The sequence below is a fragment of the Pseudomonas sp. NFACC51 genome (assembly GCF_900103575.1).
Lineage (GTDB): Bacteria > Pseudomonadota > Gammaproteobacteria > Pseudomonadales > Pseudomonadaceae > Aquipseudomonas > Aquipseudomonas fluorescens_Q.
Map to the genome: position 1 here is coordinate 377,825 of NZ_FMXH01000003.1, position 20,317 is coordinate 398,141.

At 60.6% G+C, this 20,317-nt stretch carries 18 protein-coding genes and 1 pseudogene; 7 read left to right on the top strand and 12 right to left on the bottom strand.

The window, feature by feature from the left end:
* Positions 1 to 268: 268 nt before the first annotated feature.
* From choV to BLT00_RS08680, 3 genes are all read right to left on the bottom strand, one after another.
* Positions 269 to 1,447, bottom strand: a complete 1,179-nt coding sequence (gene choV / locus BLT00_RS08670) for a choline ABC transporter ATP-binding protein (RefSeq protein ID WP_063324024.1) — start codon at positions 1,445 to 1,447, stop codon at positions 269 to 271.
* Complete coding sequence (gene choW / locus BLT00_RS08675; RefSeq protein WP_014340605.1) at positions 1,444 to 2,289, bottom strand: choline ABC transporter permease subunit; 846 nt, start codon at positions 2,287 to 2,289, stop codon at positions 1,444 to 1,446. Before choW ends, choV begins: the two co-directional genes overlap by 4 nt.
* 71 nt (positions 2,290 to 2,360) lie before the next feature.
* Positions 2,361 to 3,308 carry a choline ABC transporter substrate-binding protein gene (locus BLT00_RS08680; protein WP_063324026.1) on the bottom strand — a complete coding sequence of 316 codons (948 nt, stop codon included), beginning with the start codon at positions 3,306 to 3,308 and terminating at the stop codon, positions 2,361 to 2,363.
* 424 nt (positions 3,309 to 3,732) lie between these two features.
* Here BLT00_RS08680 and BLT00_RS08685 point away from each other — a divergent pair, with 424 nt between their 5' ends.
* Both BLT00_RS08685 and BLT00_RS08690 read left to right on the top strand, forming a co-directional pair.
* Positions 3,733 to 5,109 carry an L-serine ammonia-lyase gene (locus BLT00_RS08685; protein ID WP_092146280.1) on the top strand — a complete coding sequence of 459 codons (1,377 nt, stop codon included), beginning with the start codon at positions 3,733 to 3,735 and terminating at the stop codon, positions 5,107 to 5,109.
* Positions 5,110 to 5,683: 574 nt separating this feature from the next.
* On the top strand, positions 5,684 to 6,787 hold the full coding sequence (locus tag BLT00_RS08690; RefSeq protein ID WP_003177576.1) for a choline metabolism transcriptional regulator GbdR: 1,104 nt from the start codon (positions 5,684 to 5,686) through the stop codon (positions 6,785 to 6,787).
* A gap of 144 nt (positions 6,788 to 6,931) precedes the next feature.
* Here BLT00_RS08690 and BLT00_RS08695 read toward each other — a convergent pair whose 3' ends face one another.
* The 6 genes from BLT00_RS08695 to BLT00_RS08725 form a co-directional block, all read right to left on the bottom strand.
* Positions 6,932 to 7,195: a hypothetical protein gene (locus BLT00_RS08695; protein WP_018612353.1), complete on the bottom strand. Its 264-nt coding sequence runs from the start codon at positions 7,193 to 7,195 to the stop codon at positions 6,932 to 6,934.
* 300 nt (positions 7,196 to 7,495) lie between these two features.
* Positions 7,496 to 8,659, bottom strand: coding sequence for a gamma-butyrobetaine dioxygenase (locus tag BLT00_RS08705; protein WP_063324029.1), 1,164 nt, complete (start codon positions 8,657 to 8,659; stop codon positions 7,496 to 7,498).
* A gap of 20 nt (positions 8,660 to 8,679) precedes the next feature.
* Positions 8,680 to 9,156 carry a thioesterase family protein gene (locus BLT00_RS08710; RefSeq protein WP_092146282.1) on the bottom strand — a complete coding sequence of 159 codons (477 nt, stop codon included), beginning with the start codon at positions 9,154 to 9,156 and terminating at the stop codon, positions 8,680 to 8,682.
* A 179-nt stretch (positions 9,157 to 9,335) separates the two neighbouring features.
* Positions 9,336 to 10,301, bottom strand: a complete 966-nt coding sequence (locus BLT00_RS08715; RefSeq protein WP_092146283.1) for an L-carnitine dehydrogenase — start codon at positions 10,299 to 10,301, stop codon at positions 9,336 to 9,338.
* A gap of 178 nt (positions 10,302 to 10,479) precedes the next feature.
* Positions 10,480 to 11,367: a 3-dehydrocarnitine:acetyl-CoA trimethylamine transferase CdhC gene (locus BLT00_RS08720; protein ID WP_092146285.1), complete on the bottom strand. Its 888-nt coding sequence runs from the start codon at positions 11,365 to 11,367 to the stop codon at positions 10,480 to 10,482.
* Between the two features lie 71 nt (positions 11,368 to 11,438).
* The gene (locus BLT00_RS08725; RefSeq protein WP_092146287.1) at positions 11,439 to 12,383 is read right to left on the bottom strand and encodes a choline ABC transporter substrate-binding protein; all 945 of its coding nucleotides are present in this window, start codon (positions 12,381 to 12,383) and stop codon (positions 11,439 to 11,441) included.
* A gap of 186 nt (positions 12,384 to 12,569) precedes the next feature.
* Here BLT00_RS08725 and BLT00_RS08730 point away from each other — a divergent pair, with 186 nt between their 5' ends.
* Both BLT00_RS08730 and BLT00_RS08735 read left to right on the top strand, forming a co-directional pair.
* The gene (locus tag BLT00_RS08730) at positions 12,570 to 13,514 is read left to right on the top strand and encodes a GlxA family transcriptional regulator (RefSeq protein ID WP_092146289.1); all 945 of its coding nucleotides are present in this window, start codon (positions 12,570 to 12,572) and stop codon (positions 13,512 to 13,514) included.
* A gap of 188 nt (positions 13,515 to 13,702) precedes the next feature.
* A complete protein-coding gene (locus tag BLT00_RS08735; protein ID WP_092146291.1) occupies positions 13,703 to 14,872 on the top strand; it encodes an alginate lyase family protein in 1,170 nt (389 codons plus the stop codon).
* A gap of 279 nt (positions 14,873 to 15,151) precedes the next feature.
* On the opposite strand, the gene BLT00_RS08740 is transcribed toward BLT00_RS08735, so the two are convergent.
* From BLT00_RS08740 to BLT00_RS08750, 3 genes and pseudogenes are all read right to left on the bottom strand, one after another.
* On the bottom strand, positions 15,152 to 15,568 hold the full coding sequence (locus tag BLT00_RS08740) for a DUF3010 family protein (protein ID WP_092146293.1): 417 nt from the start codon (positions 15,566 to 15,568) through the stop codon (positions 15,152 to 15,154).
* A gap of 32 nt (positions 15,569 to 15,600) precedes the next feature.
* A pseudogene (locus BLT00_RS08745) lies at positions 15,601 to 15,783 on the bottom strand (helix-turn-helix domain-containing protein); the annotation flags it as partial.
* A gap of 41 nt (positions 15,784 to 15,824) precedes the next feature.
* The gene (locus BLT00_RS08750) at positions 15,825 to 16,226 is read right to left on the bottom strand and encodes a lysozyme inhibitor LprI family protein (RefSeq protein ID WP_092146295.1); all 402 of its coding nucleotides are present in this window, start codon (positions 16,224 to 16,226) and stop codon (positions 15,825 to 15,827) included.
* Positions 16,227 to 16,460: 234 nt separating this feature from the next.
* Here BLT00_RS08750 and BLT00_RS08760 point away from each other — a divergent pair, with 234 nt between their 5' ends.
* The 3 genes from BLT00_RS08760 to dgcA all read left to right on the top strand — a co-directional run bounded on the left by BLT00_RS08760 (position 16,461) and on the right by dgcA (position 20,125).
* Positions 16,461 to 17,438 (top strand): dipeptidase, encoded by a 978-nt coding sequence (locus BLT00_RS08760; protein ID WP_063324039.1) that lies wholly within the window; start codon positions 16,461 to 16,463, stop codon positions 17,436 to 17,438.
* An 80-nt stretch (positions 17,439 to 17,518) separates the two neighbouring features.
* Entirely contained in the window at positions 17,519 to 18,049 is a 531-nt protein-coding gene (locus BLT00_RS08765; RefSeq protein ID WP_092146299.1) for a 4-vinyl reductase, read from the top strand.
* A gap of 15 nt (positions 18,050 to 18,064) precedes the next feature.
* On the top strand, positions 18,065 to 20,125 hold the full coding sequence (dgcA, locus tag BLT00_RS08770) for a dimethylglycine demethylation protein DgcA (protein ID WP_047230382.1): 2,061 nt from the start codon (positions 18,065 to 18,067) through the stop codon (positions 20,123 to 20,125).
* The last annotated feature ends 192 nt before the right edge of the window (positions 20,126 to 20,317 follow it).

Here is a 20,317-nt window from a genome sequence, read left to right on the forward strand (position 1 = left end):
GGAGGCCTAACGCCCATTGATAGCTGGAATACTGTTGTGGCGAGGGGATTTATCCCCGTTGGGCTGCACAGCAGCCCAAAAAGCGGCGACCTCATGTTGTCTGACACACCGAGACACCTGGCTTTTGGGGCTGCTTCGCAGCCCAGCGGGGATAAATCCCCTCAGTAGTCAGTAGTCAGTAGTCAGTAGTCAGTAGTCAGTAGTCAGTAGTCAGCAAATGCACAAACAAAAACGCCGCGATCATCTCGCGGCGTTTTCGTGTGCAGGCTTAGCCCAGGTTCTTGCCCAGCAGTGCGTGGTACAGCTCGCTGTCGCCCAGGATGCCGACGACTTGCTGGTTATCGTGGAGCACCAGTTTGTTGCCGGTCTGGTAGCGGATCTGCAGCGCGTCGCGCATGCCGATGTTGGAATCAACCAGGGTCGGACGCCGGCCCAGGTCTTCGACGGCTTGGCCCGGTACCCAGTTCTGCAGGTCCAGCGCCGCGCCATTCTGACGGGCGCCCTTGATGGTGTTGCCTTCGGCCAGGTCGAGCCAGGAGTCGCCGCCCGGATCCAGGCACACCGAACCGTTGATGCGCTTGCAGTTGTCCAGGGTGCGCATCAGGCTGCGACCGCACAGGACGTTGAGTGGGTTGGTGTGGGCGACGAAGGTGCGCACATAGTCGTCCGCCGGGTTGAGCACGATCTCTTCCGGCTTGCTGTACTGGATGATCTTGCCGTCTTTCATGATGGCGATCCGCGTACCCAGCTTCAGGGCTTCGTCCAGGTCATGGCTGACGAACACGATGGTCTTTTGCAGTTTGCGTTGCAGTTCCAACAGTTCGTCCTGCAAACCCTGGCGGATCAGCGGGTCGAGGGCCGAAAATGGTTCGTCCATCAGCAGGATGTCGGCGTCCATCGCCAGGGCGCGGGCCAGGCCGACCCGTTGCTGCATACCGCCGGACAGCTCGTCGGGTTTCTTGTTGCGCCACTGGGTCAGGCCCACCAGCTCCAGCTTCTCATCCACCAGCTTGCGCCGTTCCTTCTCGGGACGGCCCTGCATTTCCAGCCCGAAGCTGATGTTCTCGCGCACGGTCAGCCAAGGCATCAGGGCGAACTTCTGGAACACCATGGCGATGCGCTTGGTGCGCATCATCTTCAGTTCGGCAGGGGAGCAGGAAGCGATGTCGATCTGCCGCCCTTCATGCTCGACGAACAACTTGCCACGACTGACCGTGTTCAAGCCGTTGATGCAGCGCAGCAGGCTGGATTTACCGGAGCCGGAAAGGCCCATCAGGACGCAGATCTCACCCTTCTCGATGGACAGGCTGGCTTTTTCCACACCGACGATCAGGCCGGTCTGCTGCAGGATCTCGGGTCGCGATAGGCCCTTGTCCAGCAGGTCCAGCGCGGCCTTGGGGCGGTTGGAGAAAATAACATCGACGTCTTCGAAACGAATGATGCTCATGCGTCACCCCCTACTTTAGCGTCGGGTTGTTTGCAGATTCGGTCGAGCATGATCGCCAGCAATACGATCGCCAGGCCGGCTTCGAAGCCCAGGGCGATATCGGCGGTGTTCAGTGCGTTGACCACGGGTTTGCCCAGGCCATCGGCGCCCACCAGTGCGGCGATCACCACCATCGACAACGACAGCATGATGCACTGGGTGATACCGGCCGCGATGCTGGGCATCGCATGGGGCAGTTCAATGCGCGACAGGAGCTGGCGACGGGAGCAGCCGAAGGCTTTGCCGGCGTCCATCAGTTCGTCCGGTACGTCGCGGATGCCCAGGTAGGTCAGGCGGATGGGCGCGGCAATCGCGAACACCACCGTGGAGATCAAGCCTGGGACCACACCCAGCCCGAAGAGGGTCAGGGTAGGAATGAGGTAAACGAAGGTCGGTACGGTCTGCATCAGATCGAGTACCGGACGCATCATTGTGTAGAACATCGGCTTGTGCGCGGCAACAATGCCCAGCGGCACGCCGATCAGTACGCAAACCAGGGTCGCGAACAACACCTGGGCGAGGGTTTCCATGGTTTCTTGCCAGTAACCCAGGTTGAGGATCAGCAGGAAGGACGCGATGACGAATACGGTCAGGCCCCATTTGCGCTGGATGAAGTGCGCCAATAGCGCAATGAGGCCGATCAGGGCCAGGGGGTTGAACCAGGTCAGCGCGAACGTCACGCCGTGAATCATCGTTTCCAGGAACAGCGCGATTGCGTCGAATGTGTTGGCGCCGTTTTGCGTCAACCATTCGACAAAGCCCGCGATGTACTGGCCCAAAGGTATTTTCTGATCAATAAGCATGGTAGTGAACGTCCGCATGCAAGGGAATAAACAGCCCGGGCGAGCGAACTCGCCCGGCATAACATCAGCAGTTATTGCGCAAGTTTGGCTTTCACGGCTTCCAGGCCAGGTTTACCGTCAATGGTGGTCACGCCAGCGAGCCAGGTATCGAGTACCTGTGGGTTTTTCTTCAACCAAGCCTTGGCGGCGGCCTCAGGTTTCATCTTGTCATCGAGCACGTTGCCCATCAGCTGGCTTTCCATGTCGACGGTGAACTCCAGGTTTTTCAACAGTTGGCCAACGTTGCTGCATTCCTGGCTGTAGCCCTTGCGGGTGTTGGTCGCCACGGTAGCGGCACCGAAGTCGGGGCCGAAGAAGTCGTCGCCGCCGGTCAGGTACTGGATCTTGAAACGGGTGTTCATCGGATGTGGTGCCCAGCCGAGGAACACCACATCGGTGCCGCGCTTGGCGGCACGGTCGACCTGCGAGAGCATGCCCGCTTCACTCGACTCGACGACTTTGAAACCGGCGTCCTTCAGGCCGAAGGCGTTCTTTTCGATCATGCTCTGGATCAGGCGGTTGCCGTCGTTGCCGGGTTCGATGCCGTAGATCTTGCCGTCCAGCTCTTTCTTGAATTTGGGGATATCGGCGAAGTCGTGCAGGCCTTTGTCATACAAAGCCTGAGGCACGGCGAGGGTGTACTTGGCGCCCTTGAGGTTGGTGCGCACGGTTTCCACGGTGCCGGCTTCGCGGTAGGCCTTGATGTCGTTTTCCATGGTCGGCATCCAGTTGCCGAGGAATACATCCATGTTCTTGCCATCGGCCAGGGACTTGTAGGTCACCGGCACGGAAATCATGGTGGTCTTGGTCTTGTAGCCGAGGGCGTCGAGCACCACGCTGGTGGTAGCGGTGGTCACGGTGATGTCGGTCCAGCCGACATCGGAGAAATTGACGGTGCTGCACTGTTCGGGTTCAGCAGCGTTGGCCAGCATCGGAAGACTCAGCATGGCGGCCAACAACAACGATGTGGAACCTTTCATGGGTGGACTCCTGGTGTTTTATCGGCGGTGTCCGGTCAGGACAACCGCGCTTATTGGATGTTGCGGTTGGTGGCGCGTGGGCACTCTCTGACACGCGGCCTTGCAAACGAGCCGTAACCGATCATGTACCAGTGCAAATCTGACGCCTACAGGGTGGGTCGTATCCAGTACAGGGAGGGTCGCATCCAGTGTCGGTGACGTCGTTTACAGATTTTTTCCGCCCCTGGCGGGCCTCTGATACGCAGAAAAACGGCGCAAAACCGGGGCCAGGACGGGACGGCGTTGCTGGGCATGATTGCGTCGGTGTCAGACGTCGGACCCCAAGGCAAAAACCGGATGATGCGGCCATCCCGGCGTTGAGCGTAGCAGCTCCGTCACCGGACGCTTCTGCGCCCGGATGTGCCTGTTCTGGAGGTTTTCGGCAATGGCAATCAGCGTTTTCGACTTGTTCAAAATCGGTATCGGCCCGTCCAGTTCCCACACCGTGGGCCCCATGCGTGCCGCGGCGCTGTTCGTTGAAGCGCTGAAGGCAAAGGCCCTGCTCAATGATGTGCGCCGGGTCGAGGTGCAATTGTTCGGTTCGCTGTCGGCCACCGGCATTGGCCACGGCAGCGACAACGCCGTGATCATGGGCCTGATGGGGGAGTGGCCGGACGCAATCGACCCGTCGCAGATCGGCCCGCGTATCGAGCTGCTGCGTGAAACCCAGACCCTGCTGCTCGACGGTCGCCTGCCGGTGCCGTTCGTATGGTCCCGGGACATGCGCCTGATCGACGAGAACCTGCCGTTCCATCCCAATGCGATGACGCTGGTGGCCGAGGGCGCCGACGGCGAGCTGCACCGTGACACTTATTACTCGGTCGGCGGTGGCTTTGTCGTCGATCAGGCCCAGGCCTCCAGTGGCGTGGTGGATCTGGACAGCACTGAGCTGCCTTACGATTTCTCCAGCGCCGAAGAATTGCTTGAGCTGTGCCGTACCCACAACTTGCGAGTAGCCGAGTTGATGCTGGCCAACGAAAAGGTCTGGCGGTCCGAAGAAGAGATCCGCAGTGGCCTGATGAAACTGTGGCGGGCCATGCAGGATTGCGTCGAGCAGGGCCTCAAGCACGAAGGCATCCTGCCGGGCGGTTTGAATGTGCGTCGGCGGGCGGCCAAGTTGCATCGCAGCCTGCAAGAGCTGAACAAACCCAATGTCATCGGCTCGACCCTCAGCGCCATGGAGTGGGTTAACCTGTTCGCCCTGGCGGTCAATGAAGAGAATGCCGCCGGCGGACGCATGGTCACGGCGCCGACAAATGGCGCGGCGGGGATCATTCCGGCGGTGCTGCATTACTTCATGAAGTTCAGCGAAGCGGTCACCGACGCCAACGTCGTGGATTATTTCCTCGGTGCGGCGGCGGTCGGGATCCTGTGCAAGAAGAACGCATCGATTTCTGGCGCCGAAGTCGGTTGCCAAGGTGAAGTGGGATCGGCCTGCGCCATGGCGGCGGCGGGCCTGGCGGAAATCCTCGGTGCCACGCCGGAGCAATTGTGCAACGCGGCGGAAATCGGCCTGGAACACAACCTCGGCCTGACGTGCGACCCAGTGGGCGGCCTGGTGCAGGTGCCGTGCATCGAGCGCAATGCGATTGCCGCGGTGAAAGCCATCAATGCCGCGCAAATGGCGCTGCGGGGTGACGGCCAGCACTTCATCTCCCTGGACCGGGTGATCCGCACCATGCGTGATACCGGTGCCGACATGCATGACAAATATAAAGAGACCTCGCGCGGCGGCTTGGCGGTCAGTGCGGTGGAGTGCTGATCCACTGTGGCGAGGGAGCTTGCTCCCGCTGGGTTGCGAAGCAACCCCAAGGCCTGATCTCGCAGTGCTTCAGAAAGACCGCGTAGACAGGATTTGCGACCGCTTCGCGGTCGAGCGGGAGCAAGCTCCCTCGCCACAGGTGAATTTAAAACCGCTCGTAAAATGCACACCCACCTCGAAACACGCCACCTTTTAGCGCGTCGCAAACAGACAAGAGACGAACGGTCGGCCCCACCGTCGGGTGCCACGCGACCGTCCGTCGCCGCACTTGTGGTGATACCTGTTGCGCAAGCCCCGCAGCCCAGTTCCCACAAGTGCTACCGATCTGCTCACGGTGCCGCGTGACGGGGGCCAGACACCCGCCAAAGTCCTGATAACCGTCCCTCGAAATACGCCTTGAATAGACAGGCCGCGATGTCGTTTTCAGGATTTATTGAACGCGCATTCAATTTAGGCATGACAATTGCTGTAACACTGTAAAGCCCGTCTCCCTTGTGGAGAGCAATGGCAAATAACCCAATAAAAAGAGCCTCCGCCTGAGGCCATCACCCGCTTTGTGTGAGGAGATACCGCGATGACGACGTCCAACTCCGGGGCCCAACCCCAGAACCGTGCGCCTCAATCCATCGGCTTTTTGCTGCTGGACAATTTCACGCTGATTTCCCTGGCGTCCGCGGTAGAACCGCTACGCATGGCCAACCAACTGTCCGGTCGCGAGCTATATCGCTGGACGACCCTTACAGTCGATGGCGGCCAGGTCTGGGCCAGCGACGGCTTGCAGATCACCCCCGATGCCTCGATGCACAAGGCGCCGGCCCTGGATACTGTCATCGTCTGTGGCGGCATCGGTATCCAGCGCACCGTGACCCGCGAACACGTGTCGTGGCTGCAGAGCCAGGCCCGTCAATCCCGTCGCCTCGGCGCGGTTTGTACCGGCAGTTGGGCCCTGGCCTGCGCCGGTCTGCTGGACGGCTTCGATTGCAGCGTGCACTGGGAATGCCTGGCGGCAATGCAGGAAGCTTTCCCACGGGTATCGATGAGTACCCGCTTGTTCACCCTCGACCGTAACCGCTTCACCAGCTCCGGCGGCACCGCGCCGTTGGACATGATGCTGCACCTGATCAGCCGTGATCATGGCCGTGAACTGTCGGCAGCGATCTCGGAAATGTTCGTCTACGAGCGTATCCGCAACGAACAGGATCACCAGCGTGTGCCGCTCAAGCACATGCTCGGCACCAACCAGCCGAAGTTGCAGGAAATCGTTGCGCTGATGGAAGCCAACCTCGAAGAGCCGATCGACCTGGACGAACTGGCGGTGTACGTCGCCGTGTCCCGGCGTCAGCTGGAGCGGTTGTTCCAGAAATACCTGCACTGCTCGCCGTCGCGCTATTACCTCAAGCTGCGGTTGATTCGTGCACGGCAACTGCTCAAGCAGACGCCGATGTCGATCATCGAAGTGGCCTCGGTGTGCGGCTTCGTCTCCACCCCGCACTTCTCCAAGTGCTACCGCGAATACTTCGGCATTCCGCCGCGTGACGAACGCGTCGGTTCCAACACCACGCAGCAGGTGGCGATGATGCCGTTGCCGCAGGCGTTGGTGCTGTCGCCATTGTCCGGCCCGCTGTCGGCGCTGAGCCAGGCGCGTAATGAGTCGACGTTTGCCAGTGTGAGGCTCTAGCAGCTTTCTGTGGTGAGGGAGCTTGCTCCCGCTGGCCTGCGAAGCAGTCCCAAAACCGGCCTATGCGGTGTATCAGTCAAATGGCATTCGCTGGTTTTACGACCGCTTTGCGGCCGAGCGGGAGCAAGCGCCCTCGCCACAGGGTCAGGCGCTATGGTTCTGCTGGTATTGCATCAACGCCGGCAACAGCTGCTTATCAATCGCCTGGCGCACGGCCGGCAGGATAGTGGCGCTGCTGGTGTACATCTCCTTGACCATCCGCCGCAAATCATTGGCCCGGACGGTGTCCAGCCCCCGCACGGCGCACTCGCACGCCTGCTCGGCGGTGGAGCCGCTGGGTATTTGCAGGCCCAGGGCCTTGAGATGGCCCAGCAGGTCTTCCTGGTCGATCAAATCGGCGTACATCATGACGCTTTTCCTTGTTCAGGGATTGGGGTCGTGTCTCGATTCTGGTAGCCACCCGAAGCGGCGGCAAGGGCAAATGGTCGCAATGTCATGAATGACTATGGAGGCGTCGTTTTCGGCTAACTTGCACGGAGCTGGACTGGGCACACTGACCTCAAGCTGAATCACGATGGTCTGGTCACCCTCGCGCGACAGCTCCTCCAGTAACGCAACCTGCCCCGATCCTGTCACGGCTTGATCGGGGATTTTTTTGCCTGTGAATCAGGGAAAGCTTGGGTGTCCGGCGATGAACGATGACGCGGCCTAGCGCTGCAACACCAGAATCCGCGACAACAACTCATCCCGATCCACATAGCATCCCTGGAAATGCCGGGCCCCGGAGGCCGGGTCGAAGGCATTGCGGGCGTGGAGGGTGCGGCGGTTGTCGAAGCACCAGAGCTGGCCGGGTTCGAGACGCTGTACCAGGCGAAATTGTGGCTCGCGGGTCAGGGCAATGAAGCGGCGGTAGGCGCGGTAAAGCTTGGGCATCTGCTCGACCGTGGTGTCGAACGGCCCACGCAGGAAGTTCGCCATGCGGATTTCCGAAACCTGGCCGAGGGCGTCCAGCGCGATGATTGGCGCCAGGCAGCGGTAGTCGCTGCGACGGTCCTTGTTGCGAAACTCCACGGGGATCCGGCACAGCGCGTCGAAGGCCTCGGGGTCTTCCTGGCGCAGTGCTTCAGCAATGGCAAACCCGTCGACAAAAATGCTCTCGCCACCGTCGGCGTCATTCACCAGGCAATGCAAGAATTGCAGCCCCGGCTGTAATTCCCGGGTCGGCAAATCACTGTGCAATGGCAGGTTGAAAGCGGTGTAGGCGTTGCTGTCGGCATCGGCTTTGGACTGCACATTGAACAGCACACCGAAGTTGCTCTCGCGAATAAAGGAAATGCGCTGGGCAATCCGTGTCAGCGAGCCGGGTTCGGTGGGTACGCCGCGCACCTGGGTCAGGCCGATGTCGCGCACCGCCAGCAACCATTGCAACAACGCATGGGCATCGTCCATCAGTGCCGGGTAGTCGAACACTGGCAATTGCAGGTCGTGCCGCCACAGTTGGCGCCGAGGCTTGTTCGCCAGGCGCTCGGCCCGGGACTGATCATCGTAGGCGTGGGCGCGCAACCAGCCCGGGTCGAAACGGCTCTGGTGACCGTCCTGCCAGTTCACGCACAGGCAGCCTTCGTCGTCGAGGTAGGTTGCGCCGGGGGCAATGTCTTCAGGGACGTCGATGATTTCCAGCACCTGCTCGCGGGTGACGCTGTAGACGCATTGAGGGCAAGGGCAGTTGTCCCGCAGCCACGGGTGATGAAAAGGGCTTGCCCGGCCATCGGCCCACATCACTTGGATCCGGTCGGCCAAGGGTGTGACGGCGGTCAATGGGAAGATCAAGGGGTAATGGCGAAAGTCGGCAAAGGCGGCGGCGGTGTTCATGGCGATCTCCTGTTCGCGGCTTATCGGGGGAGAGGCAGGGCGATGATCCGGCCGATGTACAGCGGCGGCGGCAGGTCGGATTGTTCGTCGAGCAGGGCGCCGAGCCGGTCCAGGGTCTGTTCGGTGAAAGGCGCCGAGCGCGGGCCGGCCAGGTCGACGTGCAGTAGCATCTGTTCATTGCCGGCCAGCTCTTTATCACCGCCGACCAGATGCAGGCTGTGGTAGAGGTGCAGGCGTTTGGCGTCGTGGCCGATGATGTGCGTGTGCACCTCGACCTGGGCGTCGAGCTTCACTTCGTGCAGGTAGTTCAGGTGCAGTTCGAGGGTGAACAACGAGTGGCCGCTGGCTTCGCGGTTCTGGCTGTCCATGCCGAGCCGGTCCATCAGCGCGTCGGTGGCGTAGCTGAAGATCAGCAGGTAGAAGGCATCACGCAGGTGGCCGTTGTAATCGACCCATTCGGGGAGGATGCGGGTTTGATAGGTGGTTAGGGTGGGCATGCTGGAACTCCACAAATAGTCGCTGGTGTACACCCTTGTGGCGAGGGAACTTGCTCCCGCTCGGCCGCGAAGCGGTCGTAAAACCAGCGAATACGATTTGACTGATACACCGCATTTGCCGGTTTTGGGACTGCTTCGCAGTCCAGCGGGAGCAAGCTCCCTCGCCACAAGGGGGGTGTTTATTCGCTGAACGCCATGCCATGCTTGGCCTTGGTGGCCTTCACCGCCTCCAGCACAGCCAGCAGACAATCGTCACGATAGCGCTCCAGGGCCGAGATGCTATGGCTGCCCAATTGCGCGCTCGTGCCGTCCACCACATCGTCGATCAGCTTTTCGGTCAGCTCTGGCGCTGGCAGGTAGGTCCACGGCAGTTGCAGCGCCGGGCCGAACTGGGCCATGAAGTGCCGCATCCCGGCATCGCCGCCGGCCAGGGTGTAGGTCAGGAACGTGCCCATGAACGACCAGCGCAAGCCGGCGCCAAAGCGGATCGCATCGTCGATTTCCCCGGTGGTCGCCACCCCGTCGTTGACCAGGTGCAGGGCTTCGCGCCACAGCGCTTCGAGCAGGCGGTCGGCAATGAAACCGGGCACTTCCTTGCGCACGTGCAGCGGCCGCATGCCAAGGGATTCGTACACCTGCATCGCCGCCTGTACGGCTTCGGGCGCGGTGTTTTTGCCGCCGACCACTTCCACCAGCGGCAACAGATAGACCGGGTTGAACGGGTGCCCGACCACGCAGCGCTCCGGATGGGTGGCGCCTTCGTAGAATTCGCTCGGCAGCAGCCCCGAGGTACTGGAACCGATCAGCGCGTTCGGCTTGGCAGCGGCACTGATCTGGCCGTGCAATTCGAGCTTCAATTCCAGGCGCTCGGGGGCGCTTTCCTGGATGAAATCGGCGTCGCGCACACATTCTTCGATGGTCGCGACAAAGCGCAGCCGATCCTGCGAGGCGCCAGGGGCCAGGCCCTGTTTTTCCAGCGCGCCCCAAGCGTTGGCGACGCGTTTGCGCAATGCCGCCTCGGCACCCGGCGCCGGGTCCCAGGCGACGACGTCCAGGCCATGGGCCAGGGCCCTGCTGACCCAGCCGCTGCCGATTACACCACTGCCCAGGGCGGCGAAGGTCTTGATGTCGGTGATAAAGCTCATGGTGTTTTCCTAATGATTCGCCGATTCCCTGTGGGAGCGAGCTTGCTCGCGATGACGGATTCCAGGTGCAGCAGATGCCCTGGATGTACCGCCGCTATCGCGAGCAAGCTCGCTCCCACATTTGATCTTGGTGGTCTTGAGACCTGCAGTCACTGCAGATCCAATGTGTACGTTCGGCTCAGCCGCGCTGGGTCAGCCCCATTTTCTTGCGACCTTCAGCCGGGGTGAGCACGCGGGCGCCGAGGCGGCTGAGGATTTCGCCGGCCCGCTCCACCAACTGACCGTTGGTCGCGAGTACGCCTTTGTCCAGCCAGAGGTTGTCTTCCAGCCCGACCCGCACGTTGCCTCCCAGCAGCACGGCCTGGGCGGCCATCGGCATTTGCATGCGGCCGATGCCGAAACCCGCCCACACCGCGTCCGCCGGCAGGTTGTCGACCATGGCTTTCATGGTGGTGGTGTCGGCCGGTGCGCCCCACGGGATACCCAGGCAGAGTTGGAACAGTGGGTTGTCCAGCAGGCCTTCCTTGATCAGTTGCTTGGCGAACCACAGGTGACCGGTGTCGAAGATCTCCAGCTCGGCCTTGACCCCCAGTTCGGTGATGCGCTTGGCGCCGGCCCGCAGTTGCGCCGGAGTGGAGACGTAAATGGTGTTGCCGTCGCCGAAGTTCAGGGTGCCGCAATCCAGCGTGCAGATTTCCGGCAACAGCTCTTCGACATGAGCCAGGCGGGTCAGCGGGCCCACCAGGTCGGTGTTGGGGCCGAATTCCATTGGCTGTTCGCCCGCACCGATCTCCAGGTCGCCGCCCATGCCGGCGGTGAGGTTGACGATGATGTCCACGTCCGCTTCACGGATGCGCTCCATCACTTCGCGGTACAGCGCCACGTCGCGGCTGAACTTGCCGGTCTGCGGGTCGCGGACGTGGCAATGGACCACCGTGGCCCCGGCCTTCGCCGCCTCGATGGCGGCTGCGGCGATCTGTTTCGGGGTGACCGGTACGTGAGGGCTCTTGGCGGTCGTGTCGCCAGCACCGGTGAGTGCGCAGGTGATGATGACGTCGTGGTTCATGGTGCGGATTCCTTCAGGCGTGGTAAGTCACTGCGCAGCCCTTTGGTGCTGCGCAGATGGATAGCGGTTGTTCAGTTACTGGTCAGTTTCAGGTTGTCGGCGGCGGGCTTGCCGTCGAAGGTGGTGACGCCTTCGAGCCAACGCTGCTTGTCTTGCGGATGATCCTTGAGCCATTGCCGGGCCGATTCGAGCGGGTCCTTGTGATCGAGCAACGGCTGCATCATCCGGCTTTCATCTTCGGCGCTGAACGTCAGGTTGCTCAGCAGGCGACCGACGTTCGGGCATTGTTGGGTGTAGTCCGGCGCGGTGACGGTCCACACGGTGGCCATGCCTTCGTTCGGGCCGAGGGCGTCGTCGCTGCCGGTGAGGTAGGTCATTTGCACGTTGACGTTCATCGGGTGCGGCGCCCAGCCAAAGAACACCACGGCTTCCTTGCGCCGCACGGCGCGGTCCACGGCGGCGAGCATGCCGGCCTCGCTGGACTCGACCAGTTGGAATTTGCCCAGGCCGAACTGGTTCTTGGCGATCATCGCCTTGATCTGGGTATTGGCGCCGGAGCCCGGCTCGATGCCGTAGATCTTGCCGCCCAGCTCTTTTTCGAATTTGGCGATGTCGGCGAAGGTTTTCAGGCCCTTGTCGGCCAGGTAGGTCGGTACCGCCAGGGTGGCGCGGGCGTCCTTGAGGCTGGGCTGCTCTAGCACTTTGACCTGCTTGGCCTCGACGAACGGGGTGATGGTCTGGGTCATCAGCGGGTTCCAGTAACCCAGGAACAAGTCCAGGCGCTGGTCGCGGATGCCGGCGAAGATGATTTGCTGGGAGGCGCTGGTTTGCTTGGTCTTGTAGCCGAGGCCGTCGAGCATCACTTGGGTCAGGGCGCTGGTGGCGATGACGTCGGTCCAGTTGACCACGCCCAGGCGCACGTTCTGGCACGCGGCGGGCTCGGCAGCCATGGCGGCGCCATTGAGGAAAGTGGTGCCGCAAAGTGTAAGTACACAGGAGCTGATCAGTCGTTTCATGTCGGGTTCCTCGGCAGCTTATTGTTATGGGGTCCGGTGTCTGTGCGCCGGTGATGCCAAGTTACGCAGCCCGGCACTTGGCGAAACGCACAGCGGCGACGTGCTCTTGCACTGCAGCGACTCTTGAATGGGCCTTGCAACTGGCGTATCAAGGTCCGCACGCTACCCGCCAACCGAGTGCGCTCCATGTCCCAGGATTTCTACTTTTTGTTGATGCCGGGTTTTTCGGCCATCGGTTTCATTTCGGCCATCGAGCCGTTGCGGGTCGCCAATCGGTTTCGTGGCGAGCTGTACCGCTGGCATGTGCTGAGTATCGATGGCGGGCCGGTGCTGGCGAGCAATGGCATGTCGGTCAACGCCGATGCCGCGCTGGAGCCGCTGAAGAAGGGCGCGACCCTCTGGGTGGTGGCCGGGTTCGAACCGCTCAAATTCGCCACCCCGACGCTGGAGCGCTGGCTGCATCGGCTGGACAACGAAGGTGTGACCCTGGGCGGCATCGACACCGGCAGCGTGGTGTTGGCCGAGGCGGGGCTATTGGAAGGGCACCGCGTGACCTTGCACTGGGAAGCGATCGAGGCGTTCAAGGAGTCTTATCCGCAACTCAGCGTGACCCAGGAACTGTTCGAGATCGACCGTCGCCGCATCACTTGCGCCGGTGGCACCGCGTCCATCGACCTGATGCTCGACCTGATCGGCCAGGCCCACGGTTCGGAACTGGCGATCCAGGTCAGCGAGCAGTTCGTGCTCGGCCGCATCCGTCCGCGCAAAGATCACCAGCGCATGGAAATCGCCAACCGCTATGGCATTCGCAACAAGAAGCTGGTGCACGTCATCGGCGAGATGGAAACCCACAGCGAACCGCCCCTGAGCACCTTGGCACTGGCCGAATCCATTGGCGTCACCCGGCGCCAACTCGAACGCCTGTTCCGCCTGCACCTGAACGACACCCCGAGCAACTTCTACCTGAGGCTGCGCCTGGAGAAGGCCCGGCAGTTGCTGCGCCAGACCGACATGAGTGTGCTGGAAGTGAGCATCGCCTGCGGCTTTGAGTCGCCGTCGTACTTCACCCGCAGCTATCGGGCACGGTTCGAGCGATGCCCGCGGGAGGATCGGCGACGGCAGTTGGTTTGAAAACAAACTTCAAGAGCTCGCTCGCCGACAATAAATCTTTAAATTTTTTGATTTAAATTACTTCTGGCGATTCCCTTGGCTTTTTTAAAGACTGTTCGCTGTTAGTCCTGACGAACGGATAGGGATGTCTGTCCATTCAAAAATATATTTTAACTCGGGCTGAACAGGTGCCAAGGGAGGTACTGTGCATGAAGGGAAAGGGTTGGCTTTTTTTTGTATTGCTGTTGGTCAGTCGGTTGGCACAAGCAGATTTTTCCCATCCCGGAATTCTGGTGGACTTCAAGCAATTACGATACGTGAAGGAAAATATATACCGAGAACCCTGGAAGAGCGCCTATGAAAAGACTTTGCAAGACTCCTTGGCCGATAGAGATTACGAGCCTAGGCCTTGGGCGACTGTAGAGTGTGGTTCGTATTCCAATCCAAATAATGGCTGTTCGGACGAGACCCGGGACGCCCGGGCAGCCTACACCCAGGCTTTATTATGGCGGTTGAGTGGTGATCCGCGTTATGCGGAAAACGTACGAAAAATTCTTAATGCATGGGCCGATACGCTGACCGGTGGTCACACCAATAGTAATGGTCCCTTGCAAGCCGCATGGACGGCAGGGCTGTTTACGCGGGCCGCTGAAATTGTCAAATATTCCTACGATGGTTGGCCCCAGTCGGAAAAAGACAAGGTGAGCAGGTTATTTGCAAGGCAATACTATCCTGATGTGCTGCGTGCTTTTTCCGGAAGCTATACTTGCTATAACAAGAACTGGCATGCGAGTGCCATCGAGGCGATGTTTAATATTGCCGTGTTCAATAAGAATCAGGCATGGTTGGATGATGCTGTTTCGAAGTGGCGTGGCCTTGTTCCGTCGTATATTTATCTTGCCTCTGATGGCGCACGTCCGAAGGATGCTCCGTGGTGTCGGCGTAGCAATGCGCAAATCAATGTGCATTGGGGCAGCCCGGAAGCCTACTTGGAAGGCTTGTCGCAAGAAAGTTGTCGGGACTTCGAACACGCAGCTTATGGTTTGGCGGCAATCATCAATGTGGCGGAGAGCGCTCGTTTACAGAAGATTGATTTATATGAGGATCAAGCCAGCCAGGCAGCGTTGCGCATTGCGGCGGCGATGGAGTTGCACAGTGCCTATCAAAATGGTGATCAAGCAAAATTATGCAAGGCCTATGATGGGCTCAAGAACGATACGGTCGGTACGTTCGAGATAGGATTCAATCACTACGCGCTGCGTCAAGGCGTCTCCCTGCCGCAGACGTCGCTTTTTCTGCAAAAGCATCGCCCCGTCAAAGGAAAGTTTCATTACCTTTGGGAAACGCTGACCCACGGAGCCACGGGGACCATTCCATAGAACCAGTCGTATCTGGTTTGAGAGGACCCGGCAGCGATTGGAGGGTGGGCGGGAGCTGGTTTGACAGGCTTTTATACTCAATTATGCCCGGGACTATAAATTATACCTGTCGCCATAATTGGGTATAAAAGCTTGATACCGCCAGTCATCGGTCATTCATCTGTGGCGAGGGAGCTTGCTCCCGCTGGACTGCGTAGCAGGCCCCAAAAGCAGGGCCGCTGCGCGCCCCAGCGGGAGCAAGCTCCCTCGCCACGGGGGTGTTTCGTCTGAGAGATTGGCTTACTTCTTCACCAACGCCGAACACGCCGCCTTGTACGCCTCATGCTGATATTTGTTCAGCGTCGCCGGCAAGACGAAGTCATGTTTCTTGCTCTGCGCATTGATGGTCTGCGGCGACAGCAGCGTCACCTCGCAACCGTCCAGCAACTGGAAAACCCCTTCGATCTTGAACGTCGTCGGCCCACCGGCGAACTCGCCTTTCTTGCTGCGCTTCTTTATGGCGATGCGTTCGATGCCATGCTCAGCCACGAAAGTCCGTACCTGGGCGGCAAACGCCTTGACGTTGGCGGCTTCGTCATCGTCGTCCAGGGTGATTTTCTTGGTGTTCAGGGCGACGTGGGCCAGTGTCTGCTGTTCCAGCGAGACAACGGCGATGATCGCTTCGCTGCCTTTGATTTCGATGCCGCAGGTTTTCATGGGAATCTCTTTGCTCGGTGGTGACGTGCAGCTTACAGCTCTAACTGATCAGCATGGATACCAAAGGCAGCGGCAATTTTCTCTCGGGTAGCCCGGCGAGGCTTTGCGACCGATTCTTGCTGGGCAAATGCCGGTTGAGAAATCCCTAGGCGCCTGGCAACTTCATCCTGAGTCAGGTTCAGGTGTTCGCGCCAGGCGCGGATAGGCGTGGGGCCAACACATGAAAGGTGTCTGGATATTGCTCCGTGGATAACCTTCAATCCTGCCCAATCGACTCCAAAAACTCCGACCGATCATCGCTCACCTGGGCCATGCAGTCGTTCTCGGCGATCTTGTAGGCTTCGCTGCCGGGTTTGGCCGGGAAGGCGGCGATGGCGCAGTCGGCGTCGCGCTGCTTTTGCCACAGTTGTTGGGCGATCTTGACCTTGGCGGTGATGTCGTTGAGTTGCGCCTTGTCGCTGGCGTAGCGGGTTTGCAGGCGCTCAAAGAGGCTTTGCAGGTTTTCATTGAGCAACTGTTCAGCGGCGGTCTTGCCGTAGGCCGAGCAGGCCAGGGTCTGGACGTCGTTTTCAACTTCGTCGCAGGGGTTGGGTTCGGTGTCTTCGGTCGCATGTGCGACGGTGCTGATCAGTGCCAAAGCCAGGAAGAGTGATTTCATTGCGTTGCCGCTCGAGTCCAGTGAAAACCAGTGATGCGGCGGATTCTGGCGCAAGCGTCGGGTAAAGAACAGACGGGTAGGATGGGCCTGTTGTAGTCCATTGTCGTGGATTGACGCTTTCGGCAATTCCCCTGTCGTTTTTGCACCGGGTCGCCACGGCCCTCAGGCATATGCTGGCCCCAAAGCGCCGGCAGACGATTCGGCGCATGAAATCCGATAAAAGGGGACTGCCTGATGAGCCCAGCCGAATTGCACGCCGACAGCATCGTTATCGACGGGCTGATCATTGCCAAATGGAACCGCGAACTGTTCGAAGACATGCGCAAGGGCGGCCTGACCGCAGCCAACTGCACCGTGTCGGTATGGGAAGGCTTCCAGGCCACCATCAACAACATCGCAGCCAGCCAGAAACTGATCCGCGAAAACAGCGACCTGGTGATCCCGGTGAAAACCACCGCCGACATCCGTCTCGCCAAGGAGCAGGGCAAGACCGGCATCATCTTCGGTTTCCAGAACGCCCATGCCTTCGAAGACCAGCTCGGCTACGTCGAGATCTTCAAGCAGCTCGGCGTCGGTGTGGTGCAGATGTGCTACAACACCCAGAACCTGGTGGGCACCGGTTGCTACGAGCGCGACGGCGGCCTGTCGGGCTTCGGTCGTGAGATCGTCGCCGAGATGAACCGGGTCGGCATCATGTGCGACCTGTCCCACGTTGGTTCCAAGACCTCCGAAGAGGTCATCCTCGAGTCGAAGAAGCCGGTGTGCTATTCCCACTGCCTGCCGTCCGGCCTGAAAGAGCACCCGCGCAACAAGTCCGATGAAGAACTGAAGTTCATTGCCGATCACGGTGGCTTTGTCGGCGTGACCATGTTCGCGCCGTTCCTGGCCAAAGGTATCGATTCGACCATCGACGACTACGCCGAGGCCATCGAATACACCATGAACCTCGTCGGTGAAGACGCCATCGGTATCGGCACCGACTTCACCCAGGGCCACGACCAGGCGTTCTTCGAGATGCTGACCCACGACAAGGGCTACGCCCGTCGTCTGACCAGCTTCGGCAAGATCATCAACCCCCTGGGCATCCGTACCGTGGGCGAGTTCCCGAACCTCACCGAGACGCTGCTCAAGCGCGGTCACCCTGAGCGGGTGGTGCGCAAGATCATGGGTGAGAACTGGGTCAACGTCCTCAAAGACGTCTGGGGCGAATAACCGCCGCCGCACCGCTGAATCCTTTACCTGCGGCCTTGTGCGCCGCAGGCAATACCACGCATTTCCGGAGTCAAGTTTTCATGGCCAAAATCGCCCCCCAACTGCCTATCGAAGTCGACAGCGAAACCGGTATCTGGACCTCCGATGCCCTGCCGATGCTCTACGTGCCGCGTCACTTCTTCGTCAATAACCACATGGGCATTGAAGAGGTGCTGGGCGCCGACGCCTACGCCGAGATTCTCTACAAGGCCGGCTACAAATCCGCCTGGCACTGGTGTGAAAAAGAAGCCGAATGCCACGGCCTGGAAGGCGTCGCGGTGTTCGAACACTACATGAAGCGCCTGTCGCAGCGTGGCTGGGGCCTGTTCAAGATCCAGGACATCGACCTGGACAAAGGCACCGCCAGCGTCAAGCTCGAACACTCGGCGTTCGTCTACGTGTACGGCAAGGTCGGGCGCAAGGTCGACTACATGTTCACCGGCTGGTTCGCCGGCGCCATGGACCAGATCCTCGCCGCTCGCGGCAGCAAGATCCGCACCGTGGCCGAGCAGGTCTACGGCGGTTCCGAAGAAGGCCACGACGACGGCCTGTTCATCGTCAAGCCGTTGTAAGTCGAGGATCGCACCATGGCTTTTGAAGCAATGTTCCAGCCGATCCAGATCGGCAAGCTGACCATCCGCAACCGCGTGCTCAGCACCGCGCACGCCGAGGTCTATGCCACCGACGGCGGCATGACCACCGACCGGTACGTGAAATATTACGAAGAGAAGGCCAAGGGCGGCATCGGCCTGGCGATCTGCGGTGGCTCCTCGGTGGTCGCCATCGACAGCCCGCAGGAGTGGTGGAGTTCGGTGAACCTGTCCACCGACCGCATCATCCCGCACTTCCAGAACCTGGCCGACGCCATGCACAAGCATGGCGCCAAGATCATGATCCAGATTACCCACATGGGCCGTCGCTCGCGTTGGGACGGTTTCAACTGGCCGACCCTGATGTCGCCGTCCGGTGTGCGTGAGCCGGTGCACCGCGCCACCTGCAAGACCATCGAGCCGGAAGAAATCTGGCGGGTGATCGGCAACTACGCCCAGGCGGCGCGCCGGGCCAAGGCCGGTGGCCTGGACGGTGTCGAACTGTCCGCCGTGCACCAGCACATGATCGACCAGTTCTGGAGCCCGCGGGTCAACAAGCGTACCGACGAATGGGGCGGCAGCTTCGAAGGCCGCATGAAGTTCGGCCTGGAAGTGCTGAAAGCCGTACGCGCCGAGGTGGGTGACGACTTCTGCGTGGGCATGCGCATCTGCGGTGACGAATTCCACCCGGACGGCTTGTCCCACGAGGACATGAAGCAGATCGCCAAGTACTACGACGATACCGGCATGCTGGATTTCATCGGCGTGGTGGGTTCGGGTTGCGATACCCACAACACCCTGGCCAACGTCATCCCGAACATGAGTTATCCACCGGAGCCGTTCCTGCACTTGGCTGCCGGTATCAAGGAAGTGGTCAAGGTCCCGGTGCTGCACGCGCAGAACATCAAGGACCCGAACCAGGCTACGCGGATCCTGGAGGGCGGTTACGTCGACATGGTCGGCATGACCCGCGCGCACATCGCCGACCCGCACCTGATCGCCAAGATCAAGATGGGTCAGATCGACCAGATCAAGCAGTGCGTCGGCGCCAACTACTGCATCGACCGTCAGTATCAAGGCCTGGACGTGTTGTGCATCCAGAACGCCGCGACGTCCCGTGAATACATGGGCGTGCCGCACATCATCGAGAAGTCCACCGGGCCCAAGCGCAAAGTGGTGGTCGTGGGTGCCGGCCCGGCCGGGATGGAAGCGGCGCGTGTCGCTGCCGAACGTGGGCACGACGTGACCCTGTTCGAGAAAAAAGAATTCATCGGCGGGCAGATCACCACGGCTTCGAAAGCCCCGCAACGGGACCAGATCGCCGGTATCACCCGCTGGTTCCAACTGGAGCTGGCGCGGTTGAAAGTCGACCTGCGCCTGGGCGTGGCGGCGGATGCGGCAACCATCATGGACTTGCGTCCGGACGTGGTGGTGCTGGCCGTCGGCGGCCATCCGTTCCTGGAGCAGAACGAGCACTGGGGCGCCGCCGAAGGGCTGGTGGTCAGCAGCTGGGACGTGCTGGACGGTAAGGTCGCGCCAGGCAAGAACGTGCTGGTCTACGACACCATTTGCGAGTTCACCGGCATGTCGGTGGCCGACTTCCTCGCCGACAAGGGCAGCCAGGTGGAGATCGTCACCGACGACATCAAGCCAGGCGTGGCCATTGGCGGGACGTCGTTCCCCACCTACTACCGCAGCATGTACCCCAAGGAAGTGATCATGACCGGGGACATGATGCTGGAGAAGGTCTACCGCGAAGGCGACAAGCTGGTGGCGGTGTTGGAGAACGAATACACCGGGGCCAAGGAAGAACGCGTGGTGGACCAGGTGGTGGTGGAAAACGGCGTGCGGCCGGACGAAGAAATCTACTACGCGCTCAAGGAAGGTTCGCGTAACAAGGGCCAGATCGACGTCGAAGCCCTGTTCGCGATCAAGCCCCAGCCGTGCCTGGAGCAAAGTGGCGATGGCTACCTGCTGTTCCGCATCGGCGACTGCGTGGCCCAGCGTAACACCCATGCCGCCATCTACGACGCCCTGCGGTTGTGCAAGGATTTCTAACGGATTACCACCATTACCTGTGGCGAGGGAGCTTGCTCCCGCTGGGCTGCGAAGCAGCCCCAATCATCAGTCGAGAAGCATCAGGTTTACGCCTGGGGCTGTTTTGGGAGCGCTTCGCGCTCCAGCGGGAGCAAGCTCCCTCGCCACAAGTAGGTGCGTCGCTCTCACTGGCGCGCACATGATCCTGCGTCT

Coding starts and splice junctions, on each gene's coding strand:
- choV (WP_063324024.1), bottom strand. CDS start 1,447: ATGAGCATCATTCGTTTCGAAGACGTCGATGTTATTTTCTCCAACCGC.
- choW (WP_014340605.1), bottom strand. CDS start 2,289: ATGCTTATTGATCAGAAAATACCTTTGGGCCAGTACATCGCGGGCTTT.
- BLT00_RS08680 (WP_063324026.1), bottom strand. CDS start 3,308: ATGAAAGGTTCCACATCGTTGTTGTTGGCCGCCATGCTGAGTCTTCCG.
- BLT00_RS08685 (WP_092146280.1), top strand. CDS start 3,733: ATGGCAATCAGCGTTTTCGACTTGTTCAAAATCGGTATCGGCCCGTCC.
- BLT00_RS08690 (WP_003177576.1), top strand. CDS start 5,684: ATGACGACGTCCAACTCCGGGGCCCAACCCCAGAACCGTGCGCCTCAA.
- BLT00_RS08695 (WP_018612353.1), bottom strand. CDS start 7,195: ATGATGTACGCCGATTTGATCGACCAGGAAGACCTGCTGGGCCATCTC.
- BLT00_RS08705 (WP_063324029.1), bottom strand. CDS start 8,659: ATGAACACCGCCGCCGCCTTTGCCGACTTTCGCCATTACCCCTTGATC.
- BLT00_RS08710 (WP_092146282.1), bottom strand. CDS start 9,156: ATGCCCACCCTAACCACCTATCAAACCCGCATCCTCCCCGAATGGGTC.
- BLT00_RS08715 (WP_092146283.1), bottom strand. CDS start 10,301: ATGAGCTTTATCACCGACATCAAGACCTTCGCCGCCCTGGGCAGTGGT.
- BLT00_RS08720 (WP_092146285.1), bottom strand. CDS start 11,367: ATGAACCACGACGTCATCATCACCTGCGCACTCACCGGTGCTGGCGAC.
- BLT00_RS08725 (WP_092146287.1), bottom strand. CDS start 12,383: ATGAAACGACTGATCAGCTCCTGTGTACTTACACTTTGCGGCACCACT.
- BLT00_RS08730 (WP_092146289.1), top strand. CDS start 12,570: ATGTCCCAGGATTTCTACTTTTTGTTGATGCCGGGTTTTTCGGCCATC.
- BLT00_RS08735 (WP_092146291.1), top strand. CDS start 13,703: ATGAAGGGAAAGGGTTGGCTTTTTTTTGTATTGCTGTTGGTCAGTCGG.
- BLT00_RS08740 (WP_092146293.1), bottom strand. CDS start 15,568: ATGAAAACCTGCGGCATCGAAATCAAAGGCAGCGAAGCGATCATCGCC.
- BLT00_RS08750 (WP_092146295.1), bottom strand. CDS start 16,226: ATGAAATCACTCTTCCTGGCTTTGGCACTGATCAGCACCGTCGCACAT.
- BLT00_RS08760 (WP_063324039.1), top strand. CDS start 16,461: ATGAGCCCAGCCGAATTGCACGCCGACAGCATCGTTATCGACGGGCTG.
- BLT00_RS08765 (WP_092146299.1), top strand. CDS start 17,519: ATGGCCAAAATCGCCCCCCAACTGCCTATCGAAGTCGACAGCGAAACC.
- dgcA (WP_047230382.1), top strand. CDS start 18,065: ATGGCTTTTGAAGCAATGTTCCAGCCGATCCAGATCGGCAAGCTGACC.